The sequence below is a fragment of the Promicromonospora sp. NPDC023987 genome (genome assembly GCF_040639055.1).
Lineage (GTDB): Bacteria > Actinomycetota > Actinomycetes > Actinomycetales > Cellulomonadaceae > Promicromonospora.
Map to the genome: position 1 here is coordinate 70,639 of NZ_JBEZZF010000018.1, position 14,128 is coordinate 84,766.

At 73.3% G+C, this 14,128-nt stretch carries 10 protein-coding genes; 6 read left to right on the forward strand and 4 right to left on the reverse strand.

Annotation, left to right across the window (positions count from 1 at the left end; translation table 11 throughout):
- Nucleotides 1–6: 6 nt before the first annotated feature.
- Nucleotides 7–276: a mycoredoxin gene (locus AB0F40_RS11060; RefSeq protein WP_357466645.1), complete on the forward strand. Its 270-nt coding sequence runs from the start codon at nucleotides 7–9 to the stop codon at nucleotides 274–276.
- 47 nt (nucleotides 277–323) lie between these two features.
- Here the strand turns inward: AB0F40_RS11060 and nudC are convergent, their stop codons facing one another.
- Nucleotides 324–1,217, reverse strand: a complete 894-nt coding sequence (nudC, locus tag AB0F40_RS11065; protein WP_357466647.1) for an NAD(+) diphosphatase — start codon at nucleotides 1,215–1,217, stop codon at nucleotides 324–326.
- Between the two features lie 131 nt (nucleotides 1,218–1,348).
- Here nudC and AB0F40_RS11070 point away from each other — a divergent pair, with 131 nt between their 5' ends.
- The 3 genes from AB0F40_RS11070 to AB0F40_RS11080 all read left to right on the forward strand — a co-directional run bounded on the left by AB0F40_RS11070 (nucleotide 1,349) and on the right by AB0F40_RS11080 (nucleotide 3,604).
- Nucleotides 1,349–1,681 (forward strand): PadR family transcriptional regulator, encoded by a 333-nt coding sequence (locus AB0F40_RS11070; RefSeq protein ID WP_357466649.1) that lies wholly within the window; start codon nucleotides 1,349–1,351, stop codon nucleotides 1,679–1,681.
- Nucleotides 1,678–2,577 (forward strand): hypothetical protein, encoded by a 900-nt coding sequence (locus AB0F40_RS11075; protein WP_357466651.1) that lies wholly within the window; start codon nucleotides 1,678–1,680, stop codon nucleotides 2,575–2,577. The genes AB0F40_RS11070 and AB0F40_RS11075 overlap by 4 nt, the downstream gene beginning before the upstream one ends.
- 106 nt (nucleotides 2,578–2,683) lie before the next feature.
- Nucleotides 2,684–3,604: a phosphotransferase gene (locus AB0F40_RS11080; RefSeq protein WP_357466653.1), complete on the forward strand. Its 921-nt coding sequence runs from the start codon at nucleotides 2,684–2,686 to the stop codon at nucleotides 3,602–3,604.
- Between the two features lie 39 nt (nucleotides 3,605–3,643).
- Here AB0F40_RS11080 and AB0F40_RS11085 read toward each other — a convergent pair whose 3' ends face one another.
- From AB0F40_RS11085 to AB0F40_RS11095, 3 genes are all read right to left on the reverse strand, one after another.
- Nucleotides 3,644–7,084 (reverse strand): ATP-dependent DNA helicase, encoded by a 3,441-nt coding sequence (locus AB0F40_RS11085; protein WP_357466655.1) that lies wholly within the window; start codon nucleotides 7,082–7,084, stop codon nucleotides 3,644–3,646.
- Nucleotides 7,081–10,449, reverse strand: a complete 3,369-nt coding sequence (locus tag AB0F40_RS11090) for an ATP-dependent DNA helicase (RefSeq protein WP_357466657.1) — start codon at nucleotides 10,447–10,449, stop codon at nucleotides 7,081–7,083. The genes AB0F40_RS11085 and AB0F40_RS11090 overlap by 4 nt, the downstream gene beginning before the upstream one ends.
- A gap of 87 nt (nucleotides 10,450–10,536) precedes the next feature.
- Nucleotides 10,537–11,640 (reverse strand): DUF3152 domain-containing protein, encoded by a 1,104-nt coding sequence (locus AB0F40_RS11095; protein WP_357466659.1) that lies wholly within the window; start codon nucleotides 11,638–11,640, stop codon nucleotides 10,537–10,539.
- 240 nt (nucleotides 11,641–11,880) lie between these two features.
- On the opposite strand from AB0F40_RS11095, the gene AB0F40_RS11100 reads away from it, so the two are divergent.
- Together AB0F40_RS11100 and AB0F40_RS11105 are read left to right on the forward strand one after the other, a co-directional pair.
- Entirely contained in the window at nucleotides 11,881–12,102 is a 222-nt protein-coding gene (locus tag AB0F40_RS11100) for a DUF3107 domain-containing protein (RefSeq protein WP_357466661.1), read from the forward strand.
- A 384-nt stretch (nucleotides 12,103–12,486) separates the two neighbouring features.
- The gene (locus AB0F40_RS11105) at nucleotides 12,487–14,064 is read left to right on the forward strand and encodes a DEAD/DEAH box helicase (protein ID WP_357466665.1); all 1,578 of its coding nucleotides are present in this window, start codon (nucleotides 12,487–12,489) and stop codon (nucleotides 14,062–14,064) included.
- Nucleotides 14,065–14,128 lie beyond the last annotated feature (64 nt).

Here is a 14,128-nt window from a genome sequence, read left to right on the forward strand (position 1 = left end):
GTACAGATGTCCGAGACGACCGCGCTGATCCCGGAGAACGGCACCGTCCTGATGTTCTCGACGACCTGGTGCGGGTACTGCCGTCGGCTGCGTACACAGCTCGACTCGGAGGGCATCGGCTACACCGTCGTCGACATCGAGCAGGACCCCGAGGCGGCCGCGTACGTGGAGCAGGTCAACGGCGGCAACCAGACGGTGCCCACCGTGGTGTACCCGGACGGCTCGGCGGCGACGAACCCGAGCCTGGCTGCGGTGAAGCTCGCGCTGGCGAACTGACCCCGCGGGTGCGGGCCGCCTGACGTTCTACCGACCAGCCGCCCCCGTCAGTCCTCCAGCCGGCCGCCGTACCACTCCTCGATCAGGGAGCGGGCGATCGAAGCGCGCCCGGGGAGCCCCAGCTCGCCGTCGGCCACCGCCGTGGCCACCTCGTCCCGGGTGAACCAGTCGGCCTCGGCGATCTCGTCCTCCTGCCGCACCAGCCGTGTGGTGGACGCGCGGGCGCGGAAGCCGAGCATGAGCGATGCGGGCAGGGGCCAGGACTGGCTGCCGCGGTACTCCACCGAGTCGGGGTCGACGACGACGTCGACCTCCTCCATGGTCTCGCGCACGACCGCCTGCTCGAGCCCCTCGCCCGGCTCCACGAACCCGGCCAGGACCGAACGGCGACCGGGTGCCCACTGGGTCCCGCGGGCCAGGAGCAGGCGGTCGTCGGCGTCGGTGATGGCCATGATCACGGCGGGGTCGGTCCGCGGGAACTGGTTGGTACCGTCGGCCGGGCAGTGCCGGACCCAGCCGCCCTGCGTCACCTCCGTCCTCGTGCCGCACCGCGGGCAGTGGGTGTGCACCGCGTGCCACTGGGCCAGCGCGATGGCCTCGACCACGAGTCCCTGTGCCAGATCGGGTTCGTCGATGGTGCGCAGCCCCGCCCAGTCGACGTCGAGCTCGGGCTCCGCTTCCGTGTCGGCAAGGACCGCCGCGAGGTAGGCGACGCCGTCCGCCTCCCCGAGGAAGAGGTGCGTGCCGACGGCGAGGTGCGCGACGTCGTCGGGGGCGAACAGCGCGACCCGCTGGCCGGCCATCGCCGCCCGGTTCCCGCGCACCACCAGCACCCGGGTGCCCAGCTCCTTGAGGAGGTCGCCCACGAGGCCGGCCTCGGCGCGTCGGTGCGCGGCACGGTAGTGGGCGGCACGGGCGAGGGGGAGGTCGAGAACTGGCACAGGACGACAGTAGCCGCCCACCACGGCGCCCGAATCCTGGCCCGCTCGACGGAGCACCACCTCGGCGACCTAGAACCTTGTCTCGCAAGACTTGTATTGCAAGTCTTGCTACGCAAGGTTAGATTCCTGTCATGACCGAAGAGCGCATCGCGACGAACCTCCGCAAGGGAGTGCTCGAGTACTGCGTGCTCGCGCTGCTCTCCCACGGCGAGAAGTACGGCCTGGAGCTGGCGGACGACCTCACCACGCGAGGGCTCATCGCCAGCGAGGGCAGCCTGTACCCGCTGCTGGCCCGCATGCGCGAGAACGGGCTCGTCGAGCCCCGATGGGACGCGTCCGGCACCGGCCGTCCCCGCCGCTACTACGCCATCACCGATGACGGCACCGACCAGCTCACCACCTTCGCCCAGGTCTGGGCGTCGCTCGGCGCGCAGGTCGACGCCCTGCTGGAGGGATCACGATGACCGAGAGGACCGCGATGAACGCGAACACCGAGGGCGCCTACCTGCGCGACGTCGGCAAGCGCCTCCGAGCGCTCACCCCCGAGCAGCGCGATGCGGTGCTCGACGACGTCCGAGCCCACTTCGCGGATGCCGCGGATGCGGGCCGCACCCCTCAGCAGGCCGCGGAGAGCCTCGGCGACCCCGCGCAGTTCACGGCACGAGTGCGGGCCGAGCTGGGCCACGAGCCAGGTCGGACCGACCGCATCTGGCGCATCCTGCAGTGGCTCGCGACCGGTGTCGCGGTCTTCACCGTGATGTTCGTGACGTTCCTGCTGCCTGACTCGGGCGAAGATCTCGACGAGCCGGGCTTCGAGATCGTGCTGCTGCACCTCATCCCCGTCCTGATCGCGGCACTCCCACTCTTCGTGCCCGCGCGGGCACGAAGGATCACCACCACGGCGGTGGCCGTCGTGCTGACGGTGGGGAGCCAGGCCGTCTTCGAGAGCATGGACCTCTACTTCTTCCTCCCCACCGCCATGCTCACGTGGGCCGCGCTCATCATGCCGATCATCGCCCGCAACGGTCGGCTCGCGGTCGGCTGGCGCATCACCGGCGCTGTCATCGCGGCCCTGCCCGGCGTCTGGCTCGTCGTCTCCGTCCTCGTCGGCAGCTTCACCACCGACCTCTGGGGCGTGCTCTGGATCGCCATCAGCTTCGGCCTCGCCGGGCTGATCACCGTCGGCAGGACGTGGGCAGGCATCGTGCTCGCCGTGGCCGGCGCGGCGTTGCTGATCCTGTCCCCGCTCGATCCCGGGATGCTCGTCCTCGCCTTCTGGTCGGCCGGTGGCCTGCTCCTCACCGTCGGCGCGAGCCACGCCCTCGTGTACGCCCGGCCGCGCAAGCCGGCACGCACGTAGTACCGCTGTGCCCTACCGGAAAGTAGGGCCACGAAGGAGGCGCGGGAGCGAGGACACACCATCGTGCTGTGCCATGGCACCGCGGACACTGCAATACGGTGAGCACGTGTCCCGCACGCCCCTCGCTCTCGCCGCCCTCTCCACCGCCGCCGTGCCCGGTCTCGACGCCCAGTCGGTCCGCGTCGGCGACCTTGCCGGCGACTACGACGTAGCCGTCGTCACGGGCCAGGACGACCAGGAATGGGTGGTTCGCGCACCACGCACCACGGTGGCCGGCGCGGCTCTGGAGGCGGAGATCGAGCTGCTCGACGCGCTCCGCCTGTACATCGACACGGGAGTGCTCCCGTTCGTCGTGCCGCAGGTCGCCGGCTACGCCCTGCTGCCGGAGGGCGGCCGGGCGGTGGTGCACCGGCGGATCATCGGCAGCAACCTCGACGTCGAGGCGCTGGAGCCGGGCCCCGGTCTGGCCGCCGACCTGGGCCGGGCCATCGCCGCCATCCACGAGCTGCCGACCTCCGTCGTCGAGACGTGCGGCCTGCCCAGCTACACGGCCACGGAGTACCGCGATCGGCGGCTCACGGAGGTGGACGAGGCCGCGAAGACCGGTCGGGTGCCCCCCACGCTGCTGCGACGCTGGGAGACGGCGCTCGAGGACGTGTCCCTCTGGAAGTTCAAGCCGGTCGTCGCGCACGGCGACCTGGCGCCGGACCAGCTGCTCGTGGACCGGCAGCGGGTCGTGGCGGTCTCGGGCTGGTCGGAAGCCCGTGTGGCCGACCCCGCCGACGACCTCGCCTGGCTCATCGCCGCAGCCCCGATCGAGACTGTCGACTCGATCATGGAGGCCTACCAGCTGCGCCGCACCGAGCTGAGCGACTCGCGCCTCGCGGAGCGCGCGATGCTCGTGGGCGAGCTGGCCCTCGCGCGGTGGCTGCTGCACGGCGTGCGGCACCGGCTGCCCGAGGTGGTCGAGGACGCGACGTCGATGCTGGAGGACCTGGACGAGGCGACGCTCGAAGAGGGTGCATAGTCGCGCCGCAGGCCACCCTCTCGTGGCCGACGGCGCGCGCTACTCGCCCCGGATGAGCGCCTCCAGCTCCGCCTCGTCGAGCAGCCGCTCCGGTCGGACCGTGGTGTCCGAGCCCACGTAGTAGAAGGCAGCGCTGACCTGGTCCAACGGCAGCCCGGTCCAGCGGGACCACGCCAGCCGGTACACCGCGAGCTGCACCTCGCGGGCGGCTCGCGCCGCGGCGTCGAGGGGCTCGCGGCCGGTCTTCCAGTCCACGACCACCACGGCGTCCGGCCCGCTGGCCGGGTCCCGGAAGACGGCATCCATGCGGCAGCGCAGCATGACCCCGGCCACCGGCGTCTCGACGTCGGCCTCTACCGCCACGGGCGTGCGGGCCGACCACTCGGAGCCCAGGAAGGTGTCGCGGAGCTTCTCGAGGTCCGTGTCCTCCGGGAGGTCCTCGTCCTCGGCACTGGGCAGGTCGTCGACGTCGAGCAGCGTGGCCGACGTGAAGAACTGCTCCACCCACTCGTGAAATCTCGTACCCCGCCGGGCGTGCACCGTCGGCTGCACCGGTACGGGGCGGCGCAGCTGCAGGGCGAACGCGTCGCGGTCCGCGGCCAGCCGCACAAGTCCTGACGCCGACACGTGCGCTGGGAACGCAACCTCGCGGTCCGCATGCCGGTCACGCTCGGCGAGGAGCATGCGGGCGAGGTCGACGAGGTCGTGGCCGGCCGCATCGGTGAGGGTGTCCCGCGGCGCGGTGAGCGCATCTGCCGGGAGCCGCCCGGCGGCGAGTGCGACCAGCCGTTCCTCGGCCGCCTCGTCGACGAGCCCGGCCGTGGCGCGCAGGACGTCCCGCGCGGTCCGGGGCTGGCTGCCGGCCGAGCCCGGCTCGGTTCCGGCCTGCTCGGTTCCGGCCTGCTCAGGACGCCCGTCCGGCGCGGGCCAGACCGCCGTGAGCTCTTCTGCGTTCCTGGGGTTCTCGGCATCCGGGTCCGGCATGGGGGCCCAGAGGTCTGTGGTCACCAGGCCCGCCTCGGCGAGCTCACCGAGGAACGGGGAGACGCCGCGCGGACGGCTCGCCGTGCCCCACCACGAGGCCGTGAGAAAGAGCTCCCGCCGGGCGCGCGTGAACGCCACGTAGGCCAGCCGACGCTCCTCGGCGAGGCGGTGCTCGCCGCAGTCGAGCTTGAACTCGTCCCGCAGCGCGACGAGGTCCTTGGTGTCGGAGGCGTGCTCCCAGGCGAAGGCCGGCAGGTCGTCCGCGTCACCGCGCAGGTGGTAGGGCAGCTCGCCGAGGTCGGACAGCCAGCCCGACGACGACTCCCCCGACCGCGAGCCTCTGTCCCACGTGGGGAAGGCCCCGTCGGCCAGGCCCGCCACTGCCACCGCGTCCCACTCCAGGCCCTTGGCGGCGTGCGCGGTGATCACCTGGACGGCGTCCGGATCGGGTTCGCGCACCGGCATGTCAAGGCCGCGCTCCTTCTCGCCTGCGACGCCGAGCCAGGCGAGGAACGCCCCGAGGGTCGCCGTGTCCGAGGACTGCGCGAACGACGCGGCGACGTCCCGGAACGCGTCGAGGTGCTCGCGCCCGCGATCGCTCACGGCTCCCCCGACCCCAGCGCCCGCCAGGGCGAGCGCCGTGGCTGCCTCGACATCGAGCCCGAGCGCGCGCTCAGCCTGGACCACAAGCTCGGGAAGCGAGAGGTACGTGAGGCCGCGCAGGTCGCGCAGCAGCCGGGCCAGCGCGGCCAGCCGCTGGTGCGCGTCCTCGGAGAGGACCCGCCCGTCACGGGCCGGCCTCCCCGCCACCGGAAGGTCGTCGAGCGCATCGATGATAGAGCGGTGGTCGGAGACGTCGCCCTCGACCACGCGGGGATCGTTGTCCGCGCCGCCGGCGGAGTCCTCGACGCCCTCGCTCACCGGTGCGGCCGCCGAAGCCCGGCGCGGGTCGTCCATGCGCGCCAGGTCCGCCGCCCAGGAACCCAGCGCGTGCAGGTCTGCGGCGCCGAGGTTGAGGCGCGGGCCGGTGAGCAGGCGCAGCAGCGAGTCGCCACGGGACGGGTCGTGCGCGGCCTGGAGCAGCGCGACGACGTCGACCACCTCGGGCGTGGACAGCAGCCCGCCCAGGCCCACCACCTCCACCGGAAGGCCACGGCGGCGGAGCGCCACCTCGATGGTGGCGAACTGCGCCCGCGCCCGGCAGAGAACTGCCGCCGTGGACCGTCCGTCCGGGTGCGCGCCGGAGCGCCAGCGCGCGGCCACCCACTCGGCGACGGCGTCGGCCTCCTCCTCCAGGGTGGCGGCGACGTGCGAGGACACCACGCCCTCGCCGGCTCCTGGCCGCAGGTCCAGCGGTGGCACCTCGACGTTGGTGCCAGCACCCGTCCGCGAGCGCAGCGGGCCGGACACGACGTTGGCGGCGGAGAGCACCGCGGCGTCGTTGCGCCAGGACGTCGAGAGGTAGTGGACGGCGGCGGGGACGCCGTCGTCGCGTTGGAAGCGGCCGGGGAAGCGGGCGAGGCCCGCCGCGGAGGCGCCGCGCCAGCCGTAGATGGACTGGTGGGGGTCGCCGACGGCGGTCACGGGGTGCCCCCCGCCGAACAGGCCGGACAGCAGCTCGACCTGGGCGTAGGACGTGTCCTGGTACTCGTCGAGCAGGACCACCTCGAACCGGGCCCGCTCGGCGGCGCCCACCAGCGGCACCTCGCGGGCGAGCTGGGCGGCGAAAGCGACCTGGTCGCCGAAGTCGAGCGCCTCGGCGATGCGCTTACGGTGCCGGTACTCGACGACGAGGTCCACGAACCGTGCGCGTTCGGCGACCGAGCTGATGAGCTTGTCGACGTCCTTCGTGCGCTTCTTCTGCCGCGGGCCGAGCGGGACGGACTCGAGGTGCTCGGCCATCTCGGTGAGCCGGTCGCGGGCGTCGGCGGGGTCGACGAGGTGCTCACCGAGCGCACCGGACAGGGCCACGATCGCACCGGTGACGGTGCTGACCGCCTTGTCGGTGCCGAGGTCCTCGTCCCAGGACTCCACGACCTGGGAGGCGAGCTGCCACTGCTCGGCCTGGCCGAGGAGGCGGGCGCTGGGCTCGACGCCGAGGCGGAGGCCGTGGTCGGCGACCAGCGACGCGGCGTAGGCGTTGTAGGTGGCGACGGTGGGGCGGTCGAGGTCCAGGCCCGCCAGGGCCTCGCCCGACTCCTCGCCGAGCGCCCGGTTGAGCTGCGCCAGCCGCGTCTGCACGCGCTGGGTGAGCTCGCCGGCGGCCTTGCGCGTGAACGTGAGGCCGAGCACCTGCTCGGGCTGGACCAGCTTGTTGGCGATGAGCCAGACGACGCGGGCGGCCATCGTCTCGGTCTTGCCCGAACCGGCACCCGCTACGACGAGTGCTGGCTCCAGGGGTGACTCGATGACGCGGACCTGCTCGTCGGTGGGTTCGTGGCGGCCGAGCAGCCGCGCGATCGCTCGCGCGGACAACCAGATCTCGGGCTCGGTCACTCGACCACCTTCCGTCCCTCGGGCTGCAGCGGGCAGGATCGCCGCACGGCACACATCTCGCACAGATCGTTGTTCTTCGCCGCGAACCGAGCCGCGGCCATCGTGTCGGCGGCGCCTTCGACCGTGTCGCGTGCCCAGCTGTTGCCCTCGGGGTCCGAGACCAGGGCCGGCTGGTTCCGCACGCTCGCCGACACCGTCTCGGTGCCGACATAGACGAGGCTCGCGCCCTTGCTGACGGTGCCCTCCGGCAGGTCGAGCGCACCCTGTTCCACCGCGAGCTGGTACGCACCGAGCTGTGGGTTCTCGGCTGCCTTGTCCTTGCTGGCCGCGGACTTGCCGGTCTTGAGGTCGGCGACCGTCACGCCGCCCTCGCCCGCGTCCTCGACGCGGTCGACCTGGCCGCGCAGCCGCGCGCGCCCCACCTGCAGATCGAAGTCGGCCTCGACGAGGAGTGGCTCGCCCGAGTCCGCCAGGTAGTCCGCCAGCCGCTCCACCATGCGCTCGGCACGCTTGCGGAGCTGCAGCGACGGCCATCCTTCGGGCAGCGCGAGCTCCGGCCAGCGCCGGTCCAGCTCCTTCTTCAGGTCGGTGAGCGAGCCCTTGGGGTGGCTCTGCGCTATCGAGTGCAGCAGTGTGCCGAGCGTCTGGTGCGTGTCGTCCGGCCTGGTGCCGCCCGCCGCCTCGAACGCCCAGCGCAGGGCGCACGTGGTCACCGTCTCGACCTTTGACGGCGAAACCGTCACCGTGTCCTGCGCCCCCCACAGCGGCACCTCGCTCGAGACCCCGGCCACGCCGTACCAGGTGCTCGGTTCCGCCTCGGCGACTCCCGCGGCCGAGAGGTCAGCGAGGAGCACGGCGGCGGGCTGGTCACCCGAGGCCGACAGGGCGGCCGCCCGCACCAGCTCGGAGCGGGCGGCGGCCACCACGCCGCGCAGGTCGAGCGGCGGACCGACCGCTGCCCGTCGCGGGTCGGGCCCGTCGCCGCCGTCGTCCCTCGGGGACACCAGGTCGCAGAACACGCTGGGCGCTTCCTCCGTGTCTTCGACGGCGGTGACCAGGAGGCGCCGTCGGGCGCGGGAGACAGCCACCGCGAAGGCGCGCAGCTCGTCCGTGAGGACCTGGCGCCGAGCCTCGGCGCCGACCACCCGACCGTCCTCCGACCGGCCGGCGACGAGCTCGACGAGGGCCTGCGAGCCGAGCAGGGAGTCACGCAGGCGCAGGTCGGGCCACACCCCGTCCTGCACACCGGCGACGACCACCACGTCCCACTCCCGGCCCGCGGCGCCCGGAGGCGTCAGGGCCTCCACGGCGCCGGCCCCCTGGGCGGACGCCGCCAGGGAGTCGGCAGGGAGGTCCTGCGACGCCAGGTAGTCGACGAACGCGGCGACCGGAGCGCCCGGCATCCGGTCCACGAACGTCTCGGCCGCCCGGAACAGGGCGAGCACCGCATCGAGATCCCGGTCGGCCCGCAGACCCGCCGGACCACCGGTGAGGGCGGCGGCGCTCCACCGTTCGGCGAGACCGGTCGCCGCCCACACGGCCCAGAGCACCGTCTGCGCGGTGGCACCCGGCTCCCCGGCGGCCTCGCGCCCGGCGGCGAGCACCCGGGCCACCGCGAGCGGCCCGCGTCGCACCTGGGTGGGCAGCAGCGCCGCACGTGCCGGGTCGGCCAGCACCTCCACCAGCAGCGCGTCCGAGGTACGACCGCCCCCGGCCGACAGCTCGTCGGCCCGCAGTGCGCGACGCAACCGGCGGAGCGCCACGGCGTCGAGCCCGCCGATCGGTGAGATGAGCAGCAACGCGGCCGTCTCGGGGTCCAGCACCGCCTCGTCGCCGTCGAGCTCCTCTGCGATCAGCGCCTCCAGGCTTCCCCGCGGCGCACCCGCGCAGGTCTTCACGGCCGCCAGCAGCGGCGCCACGGCGGGCTCGTCACGCAGCGGCAGGTCCGACCCGAGCAACGCGACGGGCACCGTCGCCGACACCAGCTCACGCCGTAGCGCGCCCAGCCGCGTGCCGCTGCGGGCGATGACCGCCATGCGCTCCCAGGGCGTGCCCCGCAGCAGGTGCTCGGCCCGTAGCTCCCGCGCGATCCAGGCGGCCTCCTGAGCCGCGCCGGGGAGCACGGCCACCTGGACGGACGGTGCGCGCCCTGCGGGCACCTCCGCGGCCGTGCGCGCCTCTCCCGCGGGCTCGGGGGTCTCGCCCGCGGTCGCCTCACCGGCGACACGCTCATCAGCAGCAGGCCCGTCAGCAGGCGCCTCGGCCGTGTACGCCGTCGCGCGCCGGTGCAGCGCGCTCGCCGACACTGGGATCCGGTTCGTCACCGCACGCGTGACCGCGCGCAGCTCCGGTGACTGCCGCCAGACGGTCCCCAGCACCACCGTCTCGGCGTCGAAGGCGCCGAAGGCACGGCCCGGACCAGCCGGAGCCCCGGCCCGGCCGGTGAGCCCCGGTGCGGCGCCACGGAAGGTCTGGACCGCCGAGTCCGGGTCGGAGAGCAGGACCAGACGCGCACCGTCGTCGTGCAGGACCCGCAGGAGGCGGACCGTCGCGGCCGTTGCCTCCTGGTAGTCGTCCACGACCACCAGGTCCCACGTCGGACGGGCCACCCCCGGCACCTCGTCCGACCAGGAACGCAGTGACTCGGCGGCCTCGTCGATCACGACCGCCGGGTCGTAACGGGGCCCGGCGTCGGGCGTGGCGAGGCGCAGCGCCATGGTGTCGAGGTACTCCTCGTAGAGCTGCGCGGCCATGACCCACTCCGGTCGATCGTTCGCGCGCCCCATCTCGTCGAGCTCGACCGGCCCGAGGCCCCGCTCGGCGGCACGCATCAGCAGGTCACGCAGCTCCTGGCGCAGGCCGCGCAGGCCGAGCGACTCCTCCGGCAGGCCCACCGGCAACACGAGCGGCCGCCCCTCCCCTGCCACATGGCCGGCGAGCAGCTCGGCCAGCACCAGGTCCTGCTCCGGTCCTGAGACCAGGGTGGGGGTGGGCTGCTCAAGGGCCGCGGCCCGCTTGTGGAGCACCGCGAACGCGGCCGACGACGCCGTGCGCACCATCGGCGCGCCGACCGTCTGCCCGGCCCGCGCCGCCACCTCGTCCCGCAGCCGCGCCGCCGCACGCCGGGACGACGCGAGGACCAGCACGCGCTCCGGCCGCACACCCGAGGAGAGGGCCCGCACGGCAACCTCGCAGGTGACCGTGGTCTTGCCCGAACCCGGGGCGCCGAGGACCAGCGTCGCGCGGTGGCTCAGCGCAGCCTCGGCGGCGGCGGCCTGGGTGTCGTCGAGCGGCACGGAGACGGCCACGTCGGGACGGGTCCCTGGCGGCGTCAGCCGAGGTGCGAGAGCGAGGGTCGGTGTCACGCGGACGATCGAACCACGAGCCACTGACACTCCCTGACGCCCCGCGCGGAGGCGTCACGAATGCCCGATTCGTCCGGCGCGGCCCGGTCAGCCCGCGTCGGGTACGGGCCAGGGCTCCGGGACGCAGCCGCTCGTCGTCGTGGTCTGCTGGACCATGACCGTCGCGTGCTCGCCCTCGCCTGCGCACACGTCGTGCCGGTACCCGATGACATGCCCCACCTCGTGGTTCACGAGGTACTGCCGGTAGCGGGGGGTGCTCTCCCACGCCTGGGATCCCGTGGCCCAGCGCTTGAAGTTGAGCACCGCGGTCTCCTCGATGCCGCACGAGAGCTCGCCGATCGTGTCCAGCGGGAGGCAGAGCTCGTCGGTGGTGCCGGGGCTCGCGAGCACGACGCGGGCGTCGTACCGCGCCGAGTCGGTCCAGGCGAAGGTGGAGCCGTCCGCCGCGTTCCAGCCGCGCGGGTCGTTGAGGGTGGCCAGCACCGACTCCGCGAACACCTCCGGGTCCACCGCCAGTCCCTTCTCGACGGCGATCTGGACCCGCCAGACCTTCCCGTCGGCGGGCGCGCGGCGGGACCCGCTCGCCACGACGAGCTTGCCCGACAGCTTCTGCTCGACGACGACCTTCGGACCGAGCAGCCCGGAGCCCGGCTCCGGCGTCGGACCGACGCTGGGGCTCGGGCTCGGGCCGGGTGACGGCGGCGCGGGCTTCTCGGGGGCCGAACCGCCCGCCGATGCCGAGGCAACGGGCGCGGGCAGCCCGGAATCCACCGGTTCCGGCAGGCCTTCCGCTCCGGCGGCGCCGATCCCTGACCCCGTGCCCGAGGCGATGTCGGCCTCCGACGAGAGCGCCTGCGCAGGGGGCGACGTGCGGTTGCCGGACCTGGCGGCCTCGTACGCGCCCCGCACCGCGTCGCCGGCCTCGACGCCCAGGCTGTCCTCGACCGCCCCGGCCACGACGGCGGCGGACGCGTCCGGCTCGGTGCTCATGGTCGCCGCCATGCCGCCGCCCAGCCCTGCCGCGAGGCACAGGCTGAGCGCGATCACCGAGCGCCGGGGGTTCTGGGCCGGACGCCGCTTGCCGCTCCGGGCCGCGGAACGACCGGAGCCCACGTCCTCCGACCCGGGGCCGGCGGGCACGCCGCCAGTGGCGTGCCTGCCGGTACGCCGGTGGGAGGACGAGCTGCTCACGCCGACCATGGTGCCACGCACACGTCCGTGGGCCCATGCCTCTGTCCACAGGGAGCCACGTAGGTGCATGGGGAGCCCACCCAGCAGCGTCCCGCGCCGTCCGGTGGGCCGGATGGCGCACGTCCTGTCGGCTCACGGCGAAACCGAGGGCCGACGGCACCGGAGCGTGACTAGGATCGACAGGCCGGGTCCCCGGACCACCGGGCACACGGCGCAATCCCCGACCGAACTGGAGTAAACGTGGACGTCACCATCGGTGTGCAGCACCTGCCGCGCGAGGTCGTGGTCGAGACGGACGAGAGCGCGGACGCCGTCGCGACAGCCGTCAAGAAGGCCCTGACCGGTGGCCCCCTCGAGCTCACCGACTCCCGTGGCCGTCAAGTGATCATCCCCGGCGCCGCGATCGGCTATGTCGAGATCGGCTCCGAGGAGCAGCGCAAGGTCGGCTTCGGCGCGGTCTGAGCGAGTTGTCCCTGACGCCAGGTGGCGGACGGCACGCCGACAGCGGCCGTCCGCCACGTGGCGTTCATTACTAACGGGCTGGTTGACGTGTTTCGCTAACCGCGCGGAAACATCGTGCGCGTACCATGAATGGCGTACATCGGTTGCCCGGTCGTCACGTTCCGACCCCCGAGCCTGTGCTTCGGTCTTCCCAGGAGGCCGCCCCGACAGGACGCGCAGCCTGGGTCAATCCCGGCGCGCGATGATTTTCACGATCGGCTGCCGCACGAAGGCGCGATCGCCGGGCCATGAGGGCCCACCGCGCCGCGAGAGATGAAGGCGCCAGTGACTACCACAGACACCCCGGCCGCAGACGCGGTCATCACGACAAGTCCCGAGCCGACGATCAGCTCAGGGCCCGACTACTCCAGCCCGTCCGCCATCCAGGCGCAGAACGTGACGTTCGCGGACTTCGGTGTCCGCCCCGAGATCGTCGCCGCGCTCAACGACTCGGGCATCACCCATCCGTTCCCCATCCAGGCGATGACCCTGCCCGTCGCGATGAGCGGGCACGACATCATCGGCCAGGCGAAGACCGGTACCGGCAAGACGCTCGGCTTCGGCGTACCGCTGCTGCACCGCGTCGTCGCCCCCGGTGAGCCCGGCTACGACGAGCTCGTCGCCCCCGGCAAGCCGCAGGCCGTCGTCGTGGTCCCCACGCGCGAGCTCGCCGTGCAGGTCGCGAACGACCTGAGCACAGCGTCCTCCCACCGCAGCGTCCGGATCGTCCAGGTCTACGGCGGTCGCGCCTACGAGCCGCAGATCGAGGCCATGAAGTCCGGCGTCGACGTCGTGGTGGGTACGCCCGGCCGCATGATCGACCTGCTCAACCAGGGCCACCTGACGCTGCTCCGCGCGGCGACGGTCGTGCTCGACGAGGCCGACGAGATGCTCGACCTCGGGTTCCTGCCCGATGTCGAGAAGATCCTGGCCCGCACCCCCGCGCAGCGGCACACCATGCTGTTCAGCGCGACCATGCCCGGCGCGGTGGTCTCCATGGCCCGCCGCTACATGAAGCAGCCCACGCACATCCGGGCCGCCGAGCCGGACGACCAGGGCGCGACCGTCAAGAACATCAAGCAGGTCGTGTACCGGGCCCACGCACTGGACAAGATCGAGGTGCTGGCTCGCCTGCTCCAGTCCGAGGGCCGCGGCCGCAGCATCGTGTTCGCGCGCACCAAGCGCACGGCCGCGAAGGTCGCGGACGAGCTGCAGACCCGCGGCTTCGCCTCCGGCGCCATCCACGGCGACCTGGGCCAGGGCGCCCGTGAGCAGGCGCTGCGCGCGTTCCGCAACAACAAGATCGACGTGCTCGTCGCCACAGACGTCGCCGCCCGCGGCATCGACGTCGACGACGTCACGCACGTGGTCAACTACCAGTGCCCGGAGGACGAGCGCATCTACCTGCACCGGGTGGGCCGCACCGGCCGCGCGGGCAACACCGGTACCGCGGTCACCTTCGTGGACTGGGACGACGTGCCGCGCTGGTCGCTCATCGACAAGGCGCTCGAGGTCGGCTTCCCGGAGCCGGTCGAGACGTACTCCACGTCGCCGCACCTGTTCGCCGACCTGAACATCCCCGAGGGCACCAAGGGCCGCCTGCCGCGTTCCGCGCAGCACCTCGCCGGGCTGGACGCCGAAGACGTCGAGGACCTCGGCGAGACCGGCAAGCGCAACAGCGCCCCGCGCTCCGGCGGCGGACGCACCGGCGGCGGTCGCTCCGGCGCACCCCGCTCGGGCGGACGGCAGGGCAGTTCGCACAGCGAGCCGCGCACGGCCCCCCGGCACGACGGCGGAGCCCCGGCCCCCGCCCGCGCCGACTCGGGTGAGCGCCCGGCGCCGAGCGGCGAGGAGGAGGCAGGCCAGCGCCGCCGTCGGAGCCGCAACCGCCGTCGCACGCGTGGCGGTCAGGCGCAGGACTGACCCTTGTCCGACGATGAGTTCGGTCGGATGGGATGAGATCGGTCAGTTGATTGACCGATCTCAT

Coding starts and splice junctions, on each gene's coding strand:
- AB0F40_RS11060 (WP_357466645.1), top strand. CDS start 7: ATGTCCGAGACGACCGCGCTGATCCCGGAGAACGGCACCGTCCTGATG.
- AB0F40_RS11070 (WP_357466649.1), top strand. CDS start 1,349: ATGACCGAAGAGCGCATCGCGACGAACCTCCGCAAGGGAGTGCTCGAG.
- AB0F40_RS11075 (WP_357466651.1), top strand. CDS start 1,678: ATGACCGAGAGGACCGCGATGAACGCGAACACCGAGGGCGCCTACCTG.